The sequence below is a fragment of the Nibribacter ruber genome, assembly GCF_009913235.1.
In the GTDB taxonomy this organism is placed as follows: domain Bacteria; phylum Bacteroidota; class Bacteroidia; order Cytophagales; family Hymenobacteraceae; genus Nibribacter; species Nibribacter ruber.
This window is the reverse complement of the sequence record NZ_CP047897.1, coordinates 3,583,328-3,598,742: the sequence shown is the minus strand read 5'-3', so window position 1 is coordinate 3,598,742 and position 15,415 is coordinate 3,583,328. Positions and strand designations below refer to the sequence as shown.

Here is a 15,415-nt window from a genome sequence, read left to right as displayed (position 1 = left end):
CCTTTGTCTTATTCATTGTCATAAAAAAAAGAAAAACCATGGCTACCATCACCACATCACCCAAGAAGGCCATTAAGAATACGTTTCCGGTAGAGGGCATGACCTGCGCCGGTTGTGCCGTGAGCGTGGAGTCCATGCTCAAAGCGCAGCCCGGGGTAGAAAGCGCGGCGGTGAACTTCGCCAATAAAACCGTACTGGTGGAATATGATCCTGCTACTCCGGTTACCACGCTGCAGAAGGCCTTGCAGGACGTAGGCTATGACCTGCTCATCCAAAAAGAAGAAGCCACCCAAGAAGCCAAAGAAGCCCGCGAAGAAGAAGCCTACCAACGCATTAAGCACAAGACCATCTGGGCGACGATGCTTTCTTTTCCGGTGGCGGTGATTGGCATGTTCTTTCACCACATGCCCTACGGCAACTGGATCATGCTGGCGCTCACGCTGCCGGTGGTCTTCTGGTTTGGCCGCAGCTTTTACGTGAACGCCGTTAAACAGGCCCGCCACGGCCAAGCCAACATGGACACCTTGGTGGCCTTGAGTACGGGCATCGCGTTTTTGTTCAGTGCCTTCAACACCATCTACCCGCAGTTCTTTCTGGAGAGAGGCCTGGAGCCGCACGTGTACTATGAGGCCGCCACGGTCATTATTGCGTTTATTCTGCTGGGCAAGCTGCTGGAAGAAAGAGCCAAGTCCAGAACATCAGGCGCCATTAAGAAACTAATGGGGCTGCAGCCAAAATCAGTGAAGGCGCTGCGCAACGGCGTAGAAACAGAGATTCCCATTGAAGACGTGCTGGTAGGCGATGTGCTGGTCATCAGGCCCGGGGAGAAGATTCCCGTAGACGGCCGCGTAGTGACGGGCAGCTCTTTCCTGGATGAAAGCATGATCAGCGGCGAGCCAATTCCCGTGGAGAAAACCACCGGCGACCAGGTGTTCACCGGCACTATCAACCAGAAAGGCAGTTTGCAGATTACCGCGGAGAAAGTGGGCGCCGAGACGCTGCTGGCCCAAATCATTAAAATGGTGCAGGAAGCCCAAGGCTCCAAAGCCCCCGTACAGCAGCTCACCGACAAGATTGCGGGCATTTTTGTGCCGGTGGTCATTGGCATTGCCTTGCTGAGTTTTGCGGCCTGGTATTTCTTAGGCGGAGACAACAACACAACCCACGCCCTACTGGCCTTAATTACCGTCCTGATTATTGCCTGCCCGTGCGCGCTGGGTCTGGCTACGCCCACCGCCATCATGGTAGGCGTTGGCCGCGGCGCCGAAAACGGTATTCTAATCAAAGACGCCGAAAGCCTGGAAACCGCCCACAAACTCACGGCCATTGTATTAGACAAAACCGGCACCATCACCAAAGGCAAGCCCGAAGTAACAGAACTGGAATGGGCCGTGCCTACGGGGACGCAGGCAAATTTAGCGGCGGTAGTGCTGGCCATGGAAAACCAAAGCGAGCACCCGCTGGCCGATGCCGTTTCCAAACACCTCACTGCCCAAAACACGCAGCCGGCAGTCCTGGAAAGTTTTGAGAGCATCACGGGCCGAGGTGTACAGGCTACCTACCAGGGGCAGGTGTACTGGCTGGGCAATGAAAAGCTGATGCTGGAGAACGGCCTTCGTTTTTCCTCTGATTTGGAGAAAACAGCCCAAAAACGAAAATCTGAAGCCAAGACCGTGGTGTTTGCCGGCACGCAGGGCCAGGTAGTCGCTTTGATTGCCATTGCAGATGCCATCAAGGAGACCTCGGCGGAGGCCATACAAGAGTTGCAACAGCTTGGTTTGCAGGTGTACATGCTCACCGGCGACAATGCTCAAACCGCTGCCGCCGTGGCCCAGCAGGTAGGCTTGCAACACTACAAAGCCGAGGTGATGCCCCAGGACAAGGCCGATTTCATTCAGGAACTGCAGGCACAGGGACACGTGGTAGGCATGGTAGGTGACGGCATCAACGACTCGCAGGCGCTGGCGCTGGCAGACGTGGGCATTGCCATGGGCCGCGGCACAGACATTGCCATGGACGTAGCCAAAGTAACGCTCATGCACTCAGACCTCAGCGCCATTGCCAAGGCCATCAAACTGAGCAAAGCCACCGTGCGCACCATCCACCAGAACCTGTTCTGGGCCTTTATTTACAACCTGATAGGAATACCCGTGGCGGCCGGACTGCTCTTCCCTATCTGGGGCTTCTTGCTGGACCCCATGCTGGCAGGCGCAGCCATGGCCCTGAGCTCAGTCTCTGTGGTGACCAACAGTTTGCGCCTCCGTTCGTTAAAATTGTAATAGCTGACTGATTGTTGATTGCTAATTGTTGATTGTTACACTAACCCGTTTTTGGCTTGTTTTCTGTAAAAGAGGGCAAAAACGGTTAATTGAAAACCTAATTCCTAATTAAAAAAAGATGAGTACTAAGAAATTCAAGACCAATATTAAATGCGGTGGCTGTATTAGCACCGTCACTCCCATTTTGGACAAGACGCCCGGTATTTACAAATGGGAGGTAGACACCAACTCGCCAGACAAGGTTCTCACCATAGAAGGCGATGCCACGTCAGACGCCGTGATTCTGGCCGTGGAATCTGCAGGTTATTCTGCGGAGACGATAGAAGACTAAACAGTATTTTTTAATTCGTTCAACCAGAGAGGCCGCCTGTTTACAGGCGGCCTCTCTGGTTTTATAATCTCTTTAAAAATGGGATGGAAGTCGTGCTTCTTTTCCTGAAAATTCTATCGCGCCCATCCTCAGCAAACAGACGCAATCAGAGGTTGTACTCGCTCACGGCTGGGAGATTCCCTATGATGGCAAAAGACCTTTCAACCCTTCTTCGGCGCGGGAGGCGGTGAACTCTATCACTCGCAGGTCTGCCAGGTCCTGGTACACAAATGGGTCTTCCTGCATGAGTTCTTCTACGTCTGCCTTGCTGCCAGCCTGGCAAAAAATGAGGCCGCCGTCACGTGGAACCTTGCGTCCCGAAGCCAGGAAGGTTCCCTTTGCATAGTGCTTCTCCAGAAACGCCATGTGCTCAGACATGAATGGGTCCACTTCAGTGAAAGGCACTTTATAGGTGAGTTCAATCAAAAACATACGTCTATCTTTTGTGGAGGAGCAAAGCTACAGGTTCTCTACGTTTTTGGGCTATTTTTCAGAAAACAGCCCAAAAACGAAGCGTGGCCTTACAAGCGAAGAGCCCAGGCGTTGGCAAACTCCAGCATTGGATAACAAATGGCCGCCAAGCATCAGAATCAGCCTCACAAAGTTCTGATTACGGGCCGATTTTTACTTTACCAGCTGCCTCTTCTCAGAAGCCCAGGGCGTGAGTTTCCAGAGTTCCATAAGGGCGACGGCGACCACGGCCAGACCGGCGGCTTTCTGCCATTCCTCCCACCCGAAGTCTGCCGGAATGGAGAAGATTTCGCGCACGCCTGGCAGCACCGTCAACCCATACAGCCCAAAGCACAGCAACACCGCGCCCAGTACGTATTTGTTTTCAAAGAAACCGGCGCCAATGGCCGTCTGGGTATTGGAACGGGCAGCAAAGGTTTGGAGCGTTCTAGCCAGAATCAAGGTGGTGAAGGCCATGGCAATGCTCATCTCAGGGGATTGTTGCAGACCCAGCCACTGCGACACAATCACCGCCGCACCAATCAAGACCCCGCGGGCAATCACAGACTTCATCATTCCGCCGGCAAAAATCCCCTCATTGATGTCACGGGGTTTGCGCAGCATCACGTTGGGCTCGGCCTTTTCCATGCCCAGGGCAATGGCCGGCAGAGAGTCATTCAGGAGGTTGATAAACAGCAGTTGAATGGGATTGAACGGATTGACCCAGTCCAGGGCCAGCGCGAACAGAATAGCAATGATGGCTCCCAGGTTTCCGGCAAACAGATAGGCAATGGCTTTCTTGATGTTGTCAAACACGGTGCGCCCCACGGCCACGGCGTTCACAATGGAGACAAAGTTGTCATCCGTCAGAATCATAGCCGATGCATCCTTGGCCACATCAGTGCCGCTGCCCATGGCCACGCCAATGTCGGCTTGCTTAAGGGCGGGAGCATCGTTCACGCCGTCGCCGGTCATGGCCGTCACTTTCCCTTTCTGCTGCCAAGCGCGCACAATGCGTATCTTGTTTTCGGGGGAGACCCGCGCATACACAGAAACCTGTTCCAGTTTCTGGTGCAGTTCTTCCTCAGAAAGATCATCCAGTTCCTGACCGGTGAGCGCAATGTCCTGTTCTTGCATGAGGCCAATCTGGCGGGCAATGGCCTGGGCGGTGGTTTTATGGTCGCCGGTGATCATGACGGTTTTAATGCCTGCCTTGCGGGACTCTTCAATGGAGGCATACACTTCTTCGCGCGGCGGGTCAATCATGGCTTTGAGGCCTACCAACACCAGGTCCTGCTCTTCTTCAAAGGTGAGGGCACCAGAGGGAGCCAGCGGTTTATAGGCGAAGGCCAGCACCCGCAGCGCTCTATCAGAGAACTCCTCAATCTGCGCCCGTATTCCTTCCAACAGTTCTGGCGTGGCTGGTTTTTCCTGGCCGTCTACCAGCACGCGGCGGCACCGTGACAAGACCACGTCTGGCCCGCCCTTGGTCAACAACACGCGCTGCCCGCCCATGGTGTGCACGGTAGACATGAGTTTGCGGTCTGAGTCAAACGGCAGCTCGGCCTCACGGGGGAATTGGTTTCTTATGTGGGTGTAGGGCAGTTGCTTCTCATTGCTGTAGGCAATCAGGGCCACCTCGGTAGGGTCGCCTAGCTCAGCGCCGTCCTTGTTGATGTGGGCATCGTTGCACAGTACGGCCACCTGCATGAGCCACCGCTCTGCCTCTGACCATTGGTCTGGCGCTTGGGCAAACTGTTCCTGTGTACGGCCGGGCACGTAAGAGTCTACCACGGTCATTTTGTTCTGGGTGAGCGTGCCCGTCTTGTCTGTGCAGATGACGCTGGTAGAACCCAAGGTCTCCACGGCGGGCAGCTTCCGGATGATGGCGTGCCGGCGGGCCATCTGGTGGGTGCCCACGGCCAGCACGATGGTCACAATGGAGGAGAGCGCCTCTGGAATGGCAGCCACGGCCACAGCCACGGCAAACATAAATGCCTTGAGCAGCGCCCCGGTCATGTCTCCCGTATGCGTTCCGCTCCAGACCCTGAACGCCTCTACCCCGAAGATGAGCACGCACAAGGCCAGAATCACCCAGCCCAGCCGCTTACTAAAGGTTGCCAGCTTGCGTTGGAGCGGCGTTTGTTTGGCCTCCGCCGAGGCCAGCAGACCGGCAATCTTGCCAATCTCTGTCTTCTCAGCGGTGGCCGTCACTACAAAGCGCCCCCGGCCATACACCACCAGCGCGCCGCTGTAGACCATGTTCTTGCGATCTCCCAGGGCAGATTCTTCTGAGATGGGGTCTGTGTGTTTTTCCACGGGTTCAGACTCGCCGGTGAGCATGCCTTCATTTACCCGCAGCGAACTGCTTTCCAGCACGCGTCCGTCGGCGGCCACGTAGTCGCCGGCTTCCAGGGCTACCACGTCTCCGGGGACCAGTTCCCGGGCGGCCAAGGTTTGCCTGACGCCATCACGCAAGACTTTGGCAGACGGCGCCGACATTTGGCGGAGCGCATCCAAGGCTCCTTCGGCCTTTTTGGTCTGCACCACGCCCACCACCGCATTGAGCACCAGCACCGCGAAGATGATGACGGCTTCCATGACTTCGCCCAAGGCCAATTGCACCAAGGCCGCCAGCAGAAGCACAATGACCATGGGGTCTTTGAAGGTCTCCAGAATCAGTTTCCATACGGGGTCCCGCTCTGCCTCTTTCAGCTCATTGTACCCGTGGGTTTCTATCCGTTGCTGCACCTCTGCCCCAGAAAGTCCTTGGGTAGACGTGTTTAGGTCTTGTAAGACGTTTGAAACGGGCTGCTGATAAAATTCCATGGTACGGGGTCTTGTGTTTATGGACAGATGGGTCTTCTGACTAACGCTCGGCGGCTTTCTTTGCCCTGCCTGGCGTGACCTATATTTTCTTGTAACGTGTTTTCAGCGAACCAGATTTTTGCCAGACCAAAGTTTCCGTTCGGTTCTTGCTGTTCTCCTAGTTGAAAGAAGCCCATTTTTTGCGCATCAACAGGTGAAACGTTGAACACAGAGCGGGAAACTTCCTGATAAATAAACCGCCTGCCCTGAAACCCTATACCCCTGCTTACGGCGCAACCGCAGTGGATACCAGTTAGACGATTGTTCTTTTTGGCGATGCCCAGCCAGCAGCAATGTCCCTTGTGCCCTGCTGGTTCTAGGTGCGTTTTTGGCCTATTTCCTGGGAATTAGCCTAAAAACGGACATCCTGCTTCATTGAATTATGCACAAGTCTTACCGAATGCTGTTAAACAATAGGCGCAGGCATCCGTTTTCTTTGTAGCAGTACGTCCCTCACCTAATTCACTGCTTTTATGAAACAGATCATCACCTTAAGCATAGCCTTGGTCCTGAGCATTTTCACGGCCACCGCGCAACATGAGCACCACACGCCACCTCCGGTTAAAAAGGAAAAGAAGCAGGAAGTGAAACCCGCGGCTACTCCCCAAAAAGCCACCCCGGCAGTGGTACCCTCAAAGGCCAAACCGTCCAAGCATGGGCAGATAAAGAACAAACCGGCCCCGCCACCGGCCAAGAAGAAACCTGCGCCCACGGCAAAGCCAACCGTGAAACCCACTCCTGCTCCCATGGACCATTCCCAGCATATGGGAATGGATTCTGCGCAGATGCATCAGGGACATCAGATGATGGCAGACAGTGTAAACAGTTCTAAAACTGATGCGCATGCCGGCCATGAGATGATGCTCCAGGACACTACTAAAAAGCATCAGCACCACCCCGGCATGATGATGAAAGAAGGCGCCAAAATGCAGGACACCACCCAGCACGCTGGCATGGACCATGGTGCTGGCGGTATGAGCCATGCCTTTTCGCGCAACCTGCCCATGAATAGAAATGGCTCTGGCACCAGCTGGCACCCTGACGCCACGCCCATGTACGGCTACATGAAACACACCGGCCCCTGGATGCTCATGTTCCATGGTCAGCTTTGGCTGCGGTACAACAAGCAGGATATTTTCAACAAAGGCTCTAGAGGAGATTCGCAGCTGGACGCACCCAACTGGTTTATGGGCATGGCCCAGCGCAACGTGGGTACCCGCGGCCTGTTGCGTTTTAGCGTCATGATGAGCCTAGATGAATTGACCATGGGTGACCGCGGCTATCCCTTGCTGTTCCAGAGCGGCGAAACCTACGGCGGCGGTAAAAAATTAGTAGACCGCCAGCACCCGCATGACTTGTTCTCTGAGATAAGCGTAGGCTACACGCACATGGTCAACGAAGACGTGGATGTGTATGGTCTCTTCGGATATCCCGGAGAGCCTGTTGTGGGGCCTCCGGTGTTTATGCACCGTATCTCGGCGTTCAACAACCCAGAGTCGCCGCTGGGCCACCACTGGCAGGATGCTACGCACATCACGTTTGGGGTGGCCACGGTGGGCTTTAGGTACAAGCAGTTCAAGCTGGAAGGCTCCAACTTCACAGGCCGGGAGCCCGATGAGAACCGCTACGACTTTGACAAGGCCCGCTTTGACTCCTATGCAGCCCGTTTGTCTTATAACCCCACAGAGAACTGGGCCTTGCAGGTTTCCAGAGGTTGGCTCAAAAGCCCTGAGCCTTTAGAACCCGATGAAGACGTAGTTCGCACGACCGCCTCGGCGCTTTACAGCAGAGCCTTGCCTAGTGGAGGAGACAGGTTCTTTACCTCCGCCTTGGTTTGGGGCTATAACGGCGGTGGCCATCACCAGGAACATTCGGCCATTGCCGAGGCCAACCTTCAGCTAGATAAAACCGCCGTGTACGGACGCTATGAGTTCGTACAGAAAACGCCCGGCGAACTAGACCTGACAGAACAGTTTGACCACCACGATGTCTTCAACGTGCACGCCCTCACCGTAGGCACCAGCCAACGCGTGGCCAACTTCGCTAATACGTATTTGACTTTGGGCGTGCAGGCCACCGTTTTTGCAACAGGTGAGAAACTGAAACCGTTGTATGGCAAAACGCCCGTCTCTGGTGAAATTTACCTAAGACTGAACCCAGGCCTGATGATGGGCGGCGGAAGCAAGAAAGCCAACAGTGGCATGCAACACCAGCATTAAGTAAAAGTATCATAAATACAGGAACCCGTTTTTGGCTTATTTCTCAGGAATCAGGCCAAAAACGGGTTTCTTGTTTTCAATAGACTACCTCTATCCTTATGAAACTGCTCCATCGAACTCAAAGCATGTGCTAACTGTTTTCCTCTCACCAGTGCTACTTCCGTTTTTGGCCTCTTTTCAAGGAAAGAGGCCAAAAACGGTTTTTTTCAAACTCAGGACGCTGCACTCAAGACTCAGAACTCCTTTTAGTACCTTTGCCCAAATTTGAATCCCTTGACCTCTTCGCCAAAAATCCTGCTCATTACGCCGCCGCTCACGCAGTTGAACACGCCCTACCCGGCTACGGCCTACATCAAAGGCTTTCTGCGCGGACGCGGGTTTGATGTGACGCAGGCAGATTTTGGACTGGAGTTGGTACTGCGGTTGTTTTCCAGGAAAGGGCTGAACCAAGTGTTTCAGGCTATTTTGGACGGAACGTATGAACTGTCTGATAACAGTCAGCGCATGGTGCGATTGCGCAAGTCCTACTTAGACACCATTGAGCCGGTCATCAAGTTTTTGCAGGGCAGAGACAGCACGTTGGCGCACCCTATTGCTATGGGTTCCTTTCTACCAGAGGCCAGCCGGTTTTTACAATTGGCGGATTTGGAGGAAGCCTTCGGGACGATGGGAATTACCGACCGTGCCCAGTACCTGGCTACGCTCTACCTAGAAGATTTGGGCGATTTGATCAAGGAGACCGTGTGCCCGCACTTCGGGTTTAGCCGCTACGCCGATAAGCTGGCCATGAGCGCCACGTCCTTTGACCCATTGGAGAATGAGTTACAGACTTCGCCCAACCTGGTAGACCAAATGCTGCTGGATATTCTGGCCGAGCGTTTGCAGGAAGTACAGCCGGACGTAGTGGGTTTCTCGGTGCCATTTCCAGGCAATTTGTATGGCGCCCTGCGTCTGGCCCAACTCATTAAACAGAAGTACCCGCACATAAAAACGCTCATGGGTGGCGGGTACCCCAACACAGAACTCAGGACTCTGCGCGAAACGCGGGTATTCCACTACATAGATTTTATCACGCTAGATGACGGCGAAGGCCCTTGGCTCAAACTGCTGGAGTACTTTCAAAGCCAGCGAAGCGTAGAGCAACTGCAACGCACCTTCCTGCTCCAAAACGGCGAAGTCCAATTCATCAACGGTGCCCAGGATGCTGACATTCCACATACAGAAGTAGGCACGCCAGATTACAGTGACCTAAAAATTCATGATTACCTGAGCGTGGTGGAAGTGCTCAACCCCATGCACCGTCTCTGGTCTGACGGCCGCTGGAACAAGCTCACCATTGCGCACGGCTGTTACTGGAAACGCTGTTCCTTCTGTGACATCACCTTAGATTATATCTCAAGGTATGAGACCGCGCCGGCCACCTTGTTGGTAGACCGCATTGAGCAGATTATTGCACAGACGGGCCAAACCGGTTTCCATTTCGTGGACGAAGCCGCTCCTCCCCTCGCCTTGCGCGATTTGGCCATTGAACTTCTGCGCCGCGGCGTAAAAATCACTTGGTGGGGGAACATCCGGTTTGAGAAAACTTTCAGCGCTGATTTGTGCCGATTATTAGCCGAGAGTGGTTGCATTGCCGTTTCGGGTGGATTGGAAGTAGCGTCAGATAGGTTGCTGGCGAAGATGGAGAAAGGCGTGAGCATTGCGCAGGTGGCCAGAGTCACCCGCGACTTCACCGCCGCCGGCATCATGGTGCACGCGTATCTCATGTACGGCTTCCCGACGCAGACCGCTCAGGAGACCATTGACTCGCTGGAAGTAGTGCGCCAGTTGTTTGAGCAGAACGTGATTCAGAGTGGCTACTGGCACCGCTTCTCCATGACGGCGCACAGCCCCGTAGGCAAGAACCCCGAGAAATACGGCGTGGTGAAAGTAGGCCCGGAACCCGGCTTGTTCGCCGACAATGACCTCTGGCACGATGACCCGCAAGGCGCCGACCACGAACTGTACGGCGCGGGCCTGGCCAAGGCGCTCTACAACTTCATGCACGGCATTGGGCTGGAAGAACCGCTTTCCTTCTGGTTTGATTTTAAAGTGCCGCGCGTCTCGCTACCTAAGAACATGATTGCCCAGGCCGTGGAAGCCATGGGCAAACCAGATGCTGAGAAGCAGAACCTGCGCGTGCTGTGGCTGGGCAACGCCCCCGACATAGAGGTGGAACTGAAGACCAAAAAAGGCCGCACCTTCCACAACGCCCTGCTCACCTTCACAGATAAAACGGAGGAATATGAAATCAAGACGTCGCCGGAAGTTGGTCAATGGTTGCACACGTGGCTCACGCGCTTATCTGAAGACTACGGCACCAAGTTCCTGCTCAAAGACATGGCCGCAGATTACCCCGAAGCCCAGCCGTTCACCTTCCAGGAATTCCTGATTACGGACACGTGGCTAGATTTCCGCGAGCGCGGATTGCTGATAGTCTAAGCGTTTTTGGTCTGTTTTCCGGAAAAAAGGCCGAAAACGGAATCATACCTTGCGTTGCATATACAAATCGCGCTGCACGTCCTGGCCTAGCACAAAGGTTAATTCCCCGGCTTCTTCAAACCCATATTTCTGGTAGAACCGAATGGCGCGCTCGTTGCTTTCCCACACCGTGAGCCACACCGTATCATGCCCGTTTTCCTTGGCGCGGTCCAGACTCATTTGCATCAAAGTATCACCTAATCCCCTGCCTGTCCAGGCTTGCAACAAATACAATCGACTGATTTGAAAAGGTTTCTGTCCTGAGATTTCTGTGGGCGCAGCAGCAGTATTCCACTTCACATACGCCACTGCCTCCCCTTCTGCCTCTACCAGCAAGAAAACCGTGTTGGGGTCGGCTAGTTCTTCGGCTTGCAAGTCTGTGGTGTAGGCGGTGGGCCTAAAGGCTTCCATGTCCTCGGGTTTGTTGTAGGCGGCAAAGGTCTCATCAAAGGTGCGCCAGCCTAAATCTGCTAGTACGGATGCGTCTTCGGCGGTAGCCAGTCTAAAGGTAAAAGGAGCGGAAGTTTTCACGGGGAAGAATTCGTTTCCGCAAAGATACGACAAGGAGGGCTGAGTCTTGAGTTCAAATACTTGGGTTAGCGAAATGCGTTTTTAACCTGTTTTCCCAGAAACAGGCCAAAAACGGAAGTGGCCTTTAGACTGGCGTTTCTACTTCGGCAAAGGCACTTGTGGGCTTACGTTAATTTAGACTGCTTCTAACTGGACGCCTGCGTATTATTACTTGAGCAAACCTATCCCGTCATTCAATCCTTTTGTATATGGCATTTGAAAACAATCTTCCCTCATCTACCCCTTCTGGGGAAGGTGGGCAATGCCCCCATGAAGCCCGAAGAACCTTTTTAAAACAGTCTTCCATTTTGACTGCTTTGGCTTTGGCTCCTACCGCGGCCATCAAAGCCGCCGAGCTGAAGTTGGAGGAGAAAGTAGCTGCTGCTTTTGAACAGGTGAAGGTGAGCCTGAATATCAACGGCAAAAAGCACAAGCTCTCCATTGAACCACGCACCACGCTTTTGGATTTACTTCGCGAGCAACTGCACCTGACCGGCACCAAGAAGGGCTGTGACTACGGCCAGTGCGGCGCCTGCACGGTGCACGTTGACGGCCAGCGGGTAAATTCTTGTTTGGCTTTGGCAGTGATGCAGGACGGCAAGGAAATCACGACTATTGAAGGCCTGGCCAAAGGCGATGACCTGCACCCCATGCAAGAGGCGTTCATCAAGCATGACGGTTTCCAGTGCGGGTATTGCACGCCGGGCCAGATTATGAGCGCGGTAGCTTGTATTAGAGAAGGCCACGCCGATTCTGACGAGGAGATACGAGAGTTCATGAGCGGAAACATCTGTCGGTGTGGGGCTTACCCCAACATTGTGAATGCCATCAAGGAAGTGAAGAATGGAGGACAGCGCGTATGATTCCGTTCCTATATGTAAAGCCCAGCAAGGCACAAGCGGCCATTGACACCGTCGCCAAAGACCAAACCGCCATGTTCATCGCCGGCGGCACCAACCTCATTGACCTCATGAAGCGCAGCGTCATGAACCCCGAAAAGCTGGTGGACATCAACAAACTGCCTCTTCGCAAGATTGAGAAAGAAGACGGGGCCACGCACATCGGGGCCTTGGCCTTGAACAGCACGGTGGCCGAGGATAAGTTAATACTAGAGAGACACCCGTTGTTGGCACAGGCCTTAAATGCGGGGGCTTCGGCCCAGCTCAGGAATATGGCCACGGTGGGCGGCAATTTAATGCAACGCGTGCGCTGCCCGTATTTCTATGACACGGCCATGCCTTGCAACAAGCGCGAGCCGGGCACCGGTTGCAGTGCGCTGGAAGGCTACAACCGCATGCATGCCATCTTCGGGCACAGTGACAAATGCATTGCCGTAAACCCAAGCGACATGAACGTAGCCTTGGTAGCCTTAGATGCTACCGTGTTGGTCTCTGGCCCTAAAGGCGACAGGAAAATCTCCTTCGCTGACTTTCATAGACTGCCCGGAGACACGCCGCACATTGACACCAACCTGCAGAAAGGCGAATTAATTACGGCAGTACACATTACGGAGAACCCTTATACCAAAAACGTGCATTACCTGAAAGTGCGCGACCGTAACTCCTACGCCTTCGCGCTGGTATCCGCAGCGGTGGGATTGGAACTAAACGGCAACACAATTAAGTCGGCGAGGCTGGCGATGGGCGGCGTGGCGCATAAGCCATGGCACTTGACAGAGGCCGAGCAGTTTCTGGCCGGCAAACCGGCTACGGAGGCCACCTTTAAGCAGGCGGCAGAGCTAGCCATGCGCGGGGCGAAGGCCTTTGAGCACAACAAATTCAAGTTAGAACTCGGGCCTAATACGCTTGTACAGGCTTTGAAAAACGCGGCCGGCGCCGTTTAACCCTCCCATAGATATGAAAGATTTGTTCTTCCAAGATAACGTGGGCAAGCCCATGGACCGGGTAGATGGCCGCCTCAAAGTAACCGGTGCCGCCAAATACTCCGCTGAATATGTTTTGCCCAACATGGCGCACGCCGTGCTGGTGGGCAGTACCATCGCCAAAGGCCGCATCAAAAGCATTGACACCAAACGCGCCGAAAACGCGCCGGGCGTATTGGCGGTGTTACACCATTTGAATGCGCCCAAAGTACCGGGCTATGTGCAGGCATCGCACCCCACAGAACCCAAACCGGTGGGTCAGCCTCTGCGCCTGTTCCATGACAACCAGGTGTTCTTCAATGACCAGCCCATTGCGGTAGTAGTGGCAGACACCTTGGAGCGAGCCATGTACGCGGCCAAACTGGTGAAAGCCCAATACGAACAAGAGAAGCACGCCACGGATTTCAATAAGCAGGTAAAGGAAGCGGTATTGCCAACCTCGGCGAAGCGCAATCCAAAGCACCCCTTGAATGATTACACCCGGGGCAAAGAGGACGCTTATAAAACCGAGAACCTCAAGATTGAAGGCGAATATGTGATACCCACGGAGGTGCACCACCCCATGGAACTGCAGGCCATCATTGCGCACTGGGAGGCCGCGGACAAACTTACGGTGTATGACAAGACGCAGGCGGTTATCGGCTCACAAAATGCCTTCGCCAAAGACTGGGGCATACCTGTGGAGAACGTGAAAGTAATTGCCACGTTTGTGGGCGGTGCCTTCGGGAATGGCTTGCACACCTGGCCCCATGAAACCGCCGCCATCATGGCCGCCAAGAAAGTGAATCGACCCGTCAAACTAATGCTCACGCGGGAGCAGATGTTTACCATGGTGGGCTACCGTCCGCATGCCTGGCAGAAAGTGGGCATGAGCGCCACTCCGCAGGGGAAAATCACCTCCATTACGCATGAGGCCATCGGGCAGACGTCTTCTTATGAGGAGTTCACCGAGAGCACCCTGCTACAGACGCGCATGATGTACACCAGCCCCAACGTCACCACCCGCTACCGCATTCTGCCTCTGGACATCAGTACGCCCATCTGGATGCGCGGCCCCGGCGAGGCGACCGGTGCTTTTGCCCTAGAGTCGGCGATGGATGAGATGGCGCACGTGCTGGGCATGGACCCGCTGGAATTCAGGTTACTCAACCACACCGACAAAGATCCTGAGCGCAACATGCCTTGGTCTACAAAATACCTGACCGAGGCCATGAAAATGGGCGCCGAGCGCATTGGCTGGAACAAGCGCCAACTCAAACCTGGCTCGGTCAAAAACGGCGAATGGCTGGTGGGTTACGGGATGGGCGTGGGCACCTTTGGGGCAAACCGCGGACGGGCGGTAGTACGCGCTACGCTGTATCCAGACAATAAACTGGTTTTGCAATGCGCCACTACGGATATTGGTCCAGGAACGGGTACGGCCATGGTACAGATTGCCTCGCAGAATCTGGGGATTCCGGCTGAGAACATCGTCTTTGAGCTGGGAAGCTCTTTGTATCCGCCTTCGCCTAGCCAGGGAGGTTCTGCCACTGTGGCCAGCGTGGGCTCAGCGGTGCATGCGGCGTGCATGGCGCTTAAGCAAAAGCTGACCACCATGGTGGCAGGCAATGCAGACTCCAGCTTTAAAGGGGCAACATTGGAAACGCTAACCTTCAAGGACGGCGCCCTTTCTACCAACAACTCTCCTACTACCCGTTTAAAATACGGCGACATTTTAAAGCAACAGAAACTCACAGAGCTAGAAGTTACTGAAGAATCTAAGCCAGACCCAGAGGCGCGGCAGAAATACTCCATGTACTCGTTCTCGGTTCATTTTGCCGAAGTGCAGGTGCATCCAATGACGGGCCAGATTAAAGTGACCAAAATCGTTTCTTGCGCAGACGCCGGTACCATCATCAACCCCAAGACGGCGGGCAACCAGATGATTGGCGGCGCAGTGGGCGGCATTGGCATGGCCCTCACCGAAGGCACTGTCATGGACCACAGATATGGCCGCTACGTGACCAAAGACCTGGCAGACTACCATTTGCCGGTGCACGCAGACGCGCCTAACATTGAGGCATTATTCGTAAACAAGCCCGACCTCATCAACAACCCGAACGGCACCAAAGGCATAGGCGAGATTGCGACCATCGGCGTAGCCCCGGCCATTGCCAACGCCATCTTCAATGCCACGGGCAAACGCATCAGGGAACTGCCTATCACGCCAGACAAGCTGATTTAAGATTAAGTTATTCAATAGAAAAGCCGCTCCACC

At 54.4% G+C, this 15,415-nt stretch carries 10 protein-coding genes; 7 read left to right on the top strand and 3 right to left on the bottom strand.

The features are described 5' to 3' along the window. The first annotated feature begins 38 nt into the window (after window positions 1-38). Both GU926_RS15090 and GU926_RS15085 read left to right on the top strand, forming a co-directional pair. Entirely contained in the window at window positions 39-2,279 is a 2,241-nt protein-coding gene (locus GU926_RS15090; RefSeq protein WP_160693337.1) for a heavy metal translocating P-type ATPase, read from the top strand. 118 nt (window positions 2,280-2,397) lie between these two features. Next, window positions 2,398-2,610 (top strand): heavy-metal-associated domain-containing protein, encoded by a 213-nt coding sequence (locus GU926_RS15085; protein ID WP_160693335.1) that lies wholly within the window; start codon window positions 2,398-2,400, stop codon window positions 2,608-2,610. A 180-nt stretch (window positions 2,611-2,790) separates the two neighbouring features. Here GU926_RS15085 and GU926_RS15080 read toward each other — a convergent pair whose 3' ends face one another. Together GU926_RS15080 and GU926_RS15075 are read right to left on the bottom strand one after the other, a co-directional pair. Then, window positions 2,791-3,081, bottom strand: coding sequence for a YciI family protein (locus tag GU926_RS15080; protein WP_160693333.1), 291 nt, complete (start codon window positions 3,079-3,081; stop codon window positions 2,791-2,793). A gap of 192 nt (window positions 3,082-3,273) precedes the next feature. After that, window positions 3,274-5,928, bottom strand: a complete 2,655-nt coding sequence (locus GU926_RS15075; protein WP_160693331.1) for a cation-translocating P-type ATPase — start codon at window positions 5,926-5,928, stop codon at window positions 3,274-3,276. A 512-nt stretch (window positions 5,929-6,440) separates the two neighbouring features. Between GU926_RS15075 and GU926_RS15070 the strand changes: the two genes are divergently transcribed. Together GU926_RS15070 and GU926_RS15065 are read left to right on the top strand one after the other, a co-directional pair. Continuing rightward, window positions 6,441-8,186, top strand: coding sequence for a hypothetical protein (locus GU926_RS15070; protein ID WP_198001425.1), 1,746 nt, complete (start codon window positions 6,441-6,443; stop codon window positions 8,184-8,186). Between the two features lie 273 nt (window positions 8,187-8,459). Beyond that, window positions 8,460-10,667, top strand: a complete 2,208-nt coding sequence (locus GU926_RS15065) for a B12-binding domain-containing radical SAM protein (RefSeq protein WP_160693329.1) — start codon at window positions 8,460-8,462, stop codon at window positions 10,665-10,667. A gap of 42 nt (window positions 10,668-10,709) precedes the next feature. Here GU926_RS15065 and GU926_RS15060 read toward each other — a convergent pair whose 3' ends face one another. Then, window positions 10,710-11,237 (bottom strand): GNAT family N-acetyltransferase, encoded by a 528-nt coding sequence (locus tag GU926_RS15060; protein WP_160693327.1) that lies wholly within the window; start codon window positions 11,235-11,237, stop codon window positions 10,710-10,712. A gap of 248 nt (window positions 11,238-11,485) precedes the next feature. On the opposite strand from GU926_RS15060, the gene GU926_RS15055 reads away from it, so the two are divergent. The 3 genes from GU926_RS15055 to GU926_RS15045 are packed head-to-tail and all read left to right on the top strand — an operon-like array spanning window position 11,486 to window position 15,382. Beyond that, window positions 11,486-12,139 (top strand): (2Fe-2S)-binding protein, encoded by a 654-nt coding sequence (locus GU926_RS15055; RefSeq protein ID WP_160693325.1) that lies wholly within the window; start codon window positions 11,486-11,488, stop codon window positions 12,137-12,139. Further along, the gene (locus GU926_RS15050; RefSeq protein WP_160693323.1) at window positions 12,136-13,119 is read left to right on the top strand and encodes an FAD binding domain-containing protein; all 984 of its coding nucleotides are present in this window, start codon (window positions 12,136-12,138) and stop codon (window positions 13,117-13,119) included. Before GU926_RS15055 ends, GU926_RS15050 begins: the two co-directional genes overlap by 4 nt. A gap of 13 nt (window positions 13,120-13,132) precedes the next feature. Further along, window positions 13,133-15,382, top strand: a complete 2,250-nt coding sequence (locus tag GU926_RS15045) for a xanthine dehydrogenase family protein molybdopterin-binding subunit (protein ID WP_160693321.1) — start codon at window positions 13,133-13,135, stop codon at window positions 15,380-15,382. Window positions 15,383-15,415: the final 33 nt, after the last annotated feature.

Coding starts and splice junctions, on each gene's coding strand:
- GU926_RS15090 (WP_160693337.1), top strand. CDS start 39: ATGGCTACCATCACCACATCACCCAAGAAGGCCATTAAGAATACGTTT.
- GU926_RS15085 (WP_160693335.1), top strand. CDS start 2,398: ATGAGTACTAAGAAATTCAAGACCAATATTAAATGCGGTGGCTGTATT.
- GU926_RS15080 (WP_160693333.1), bottom strand. CDS start 3,081: ATGTTTTTGATTGAACTCACCTATAAAGTGCCTTTCACTGAAGTGGAC.
- GU926_RS15075 (WP_160693331.1), bottom strand. CDS start 5,928: ATGGAATTTTATCAGCAGCCCGTTTCAAACGTCTTACAAGACCTAAAC.
- GU926_RS15070 (WP_198001425.1), top strand. CDS start 6,441: ATGAAACAGATCATCACCTTAAGCATAGCCTTGGTCCTGAGCATTTTC.
- GU926_RS15055 (WP_160693325.1), top strand. CDS start 11,486: ATGGCATTTGAAAACAATCTTCCCTCATCTACCCCTTCTGGGGAAGGT.
- GU926_RS15050 (WP_160693323.1), top strand. CDS start 12,136: ATGATTCCGTTCCTATATGTAAAGCCCAGCAAGGCACAAGCGGCCATT.
- GU926_RS15045 (WP_160693321.1), top strand. CDS start 13,133: ATGAAAGATTTGTTCTTCCAAGATAACGTGGGCAAGCCCATGGACCGG.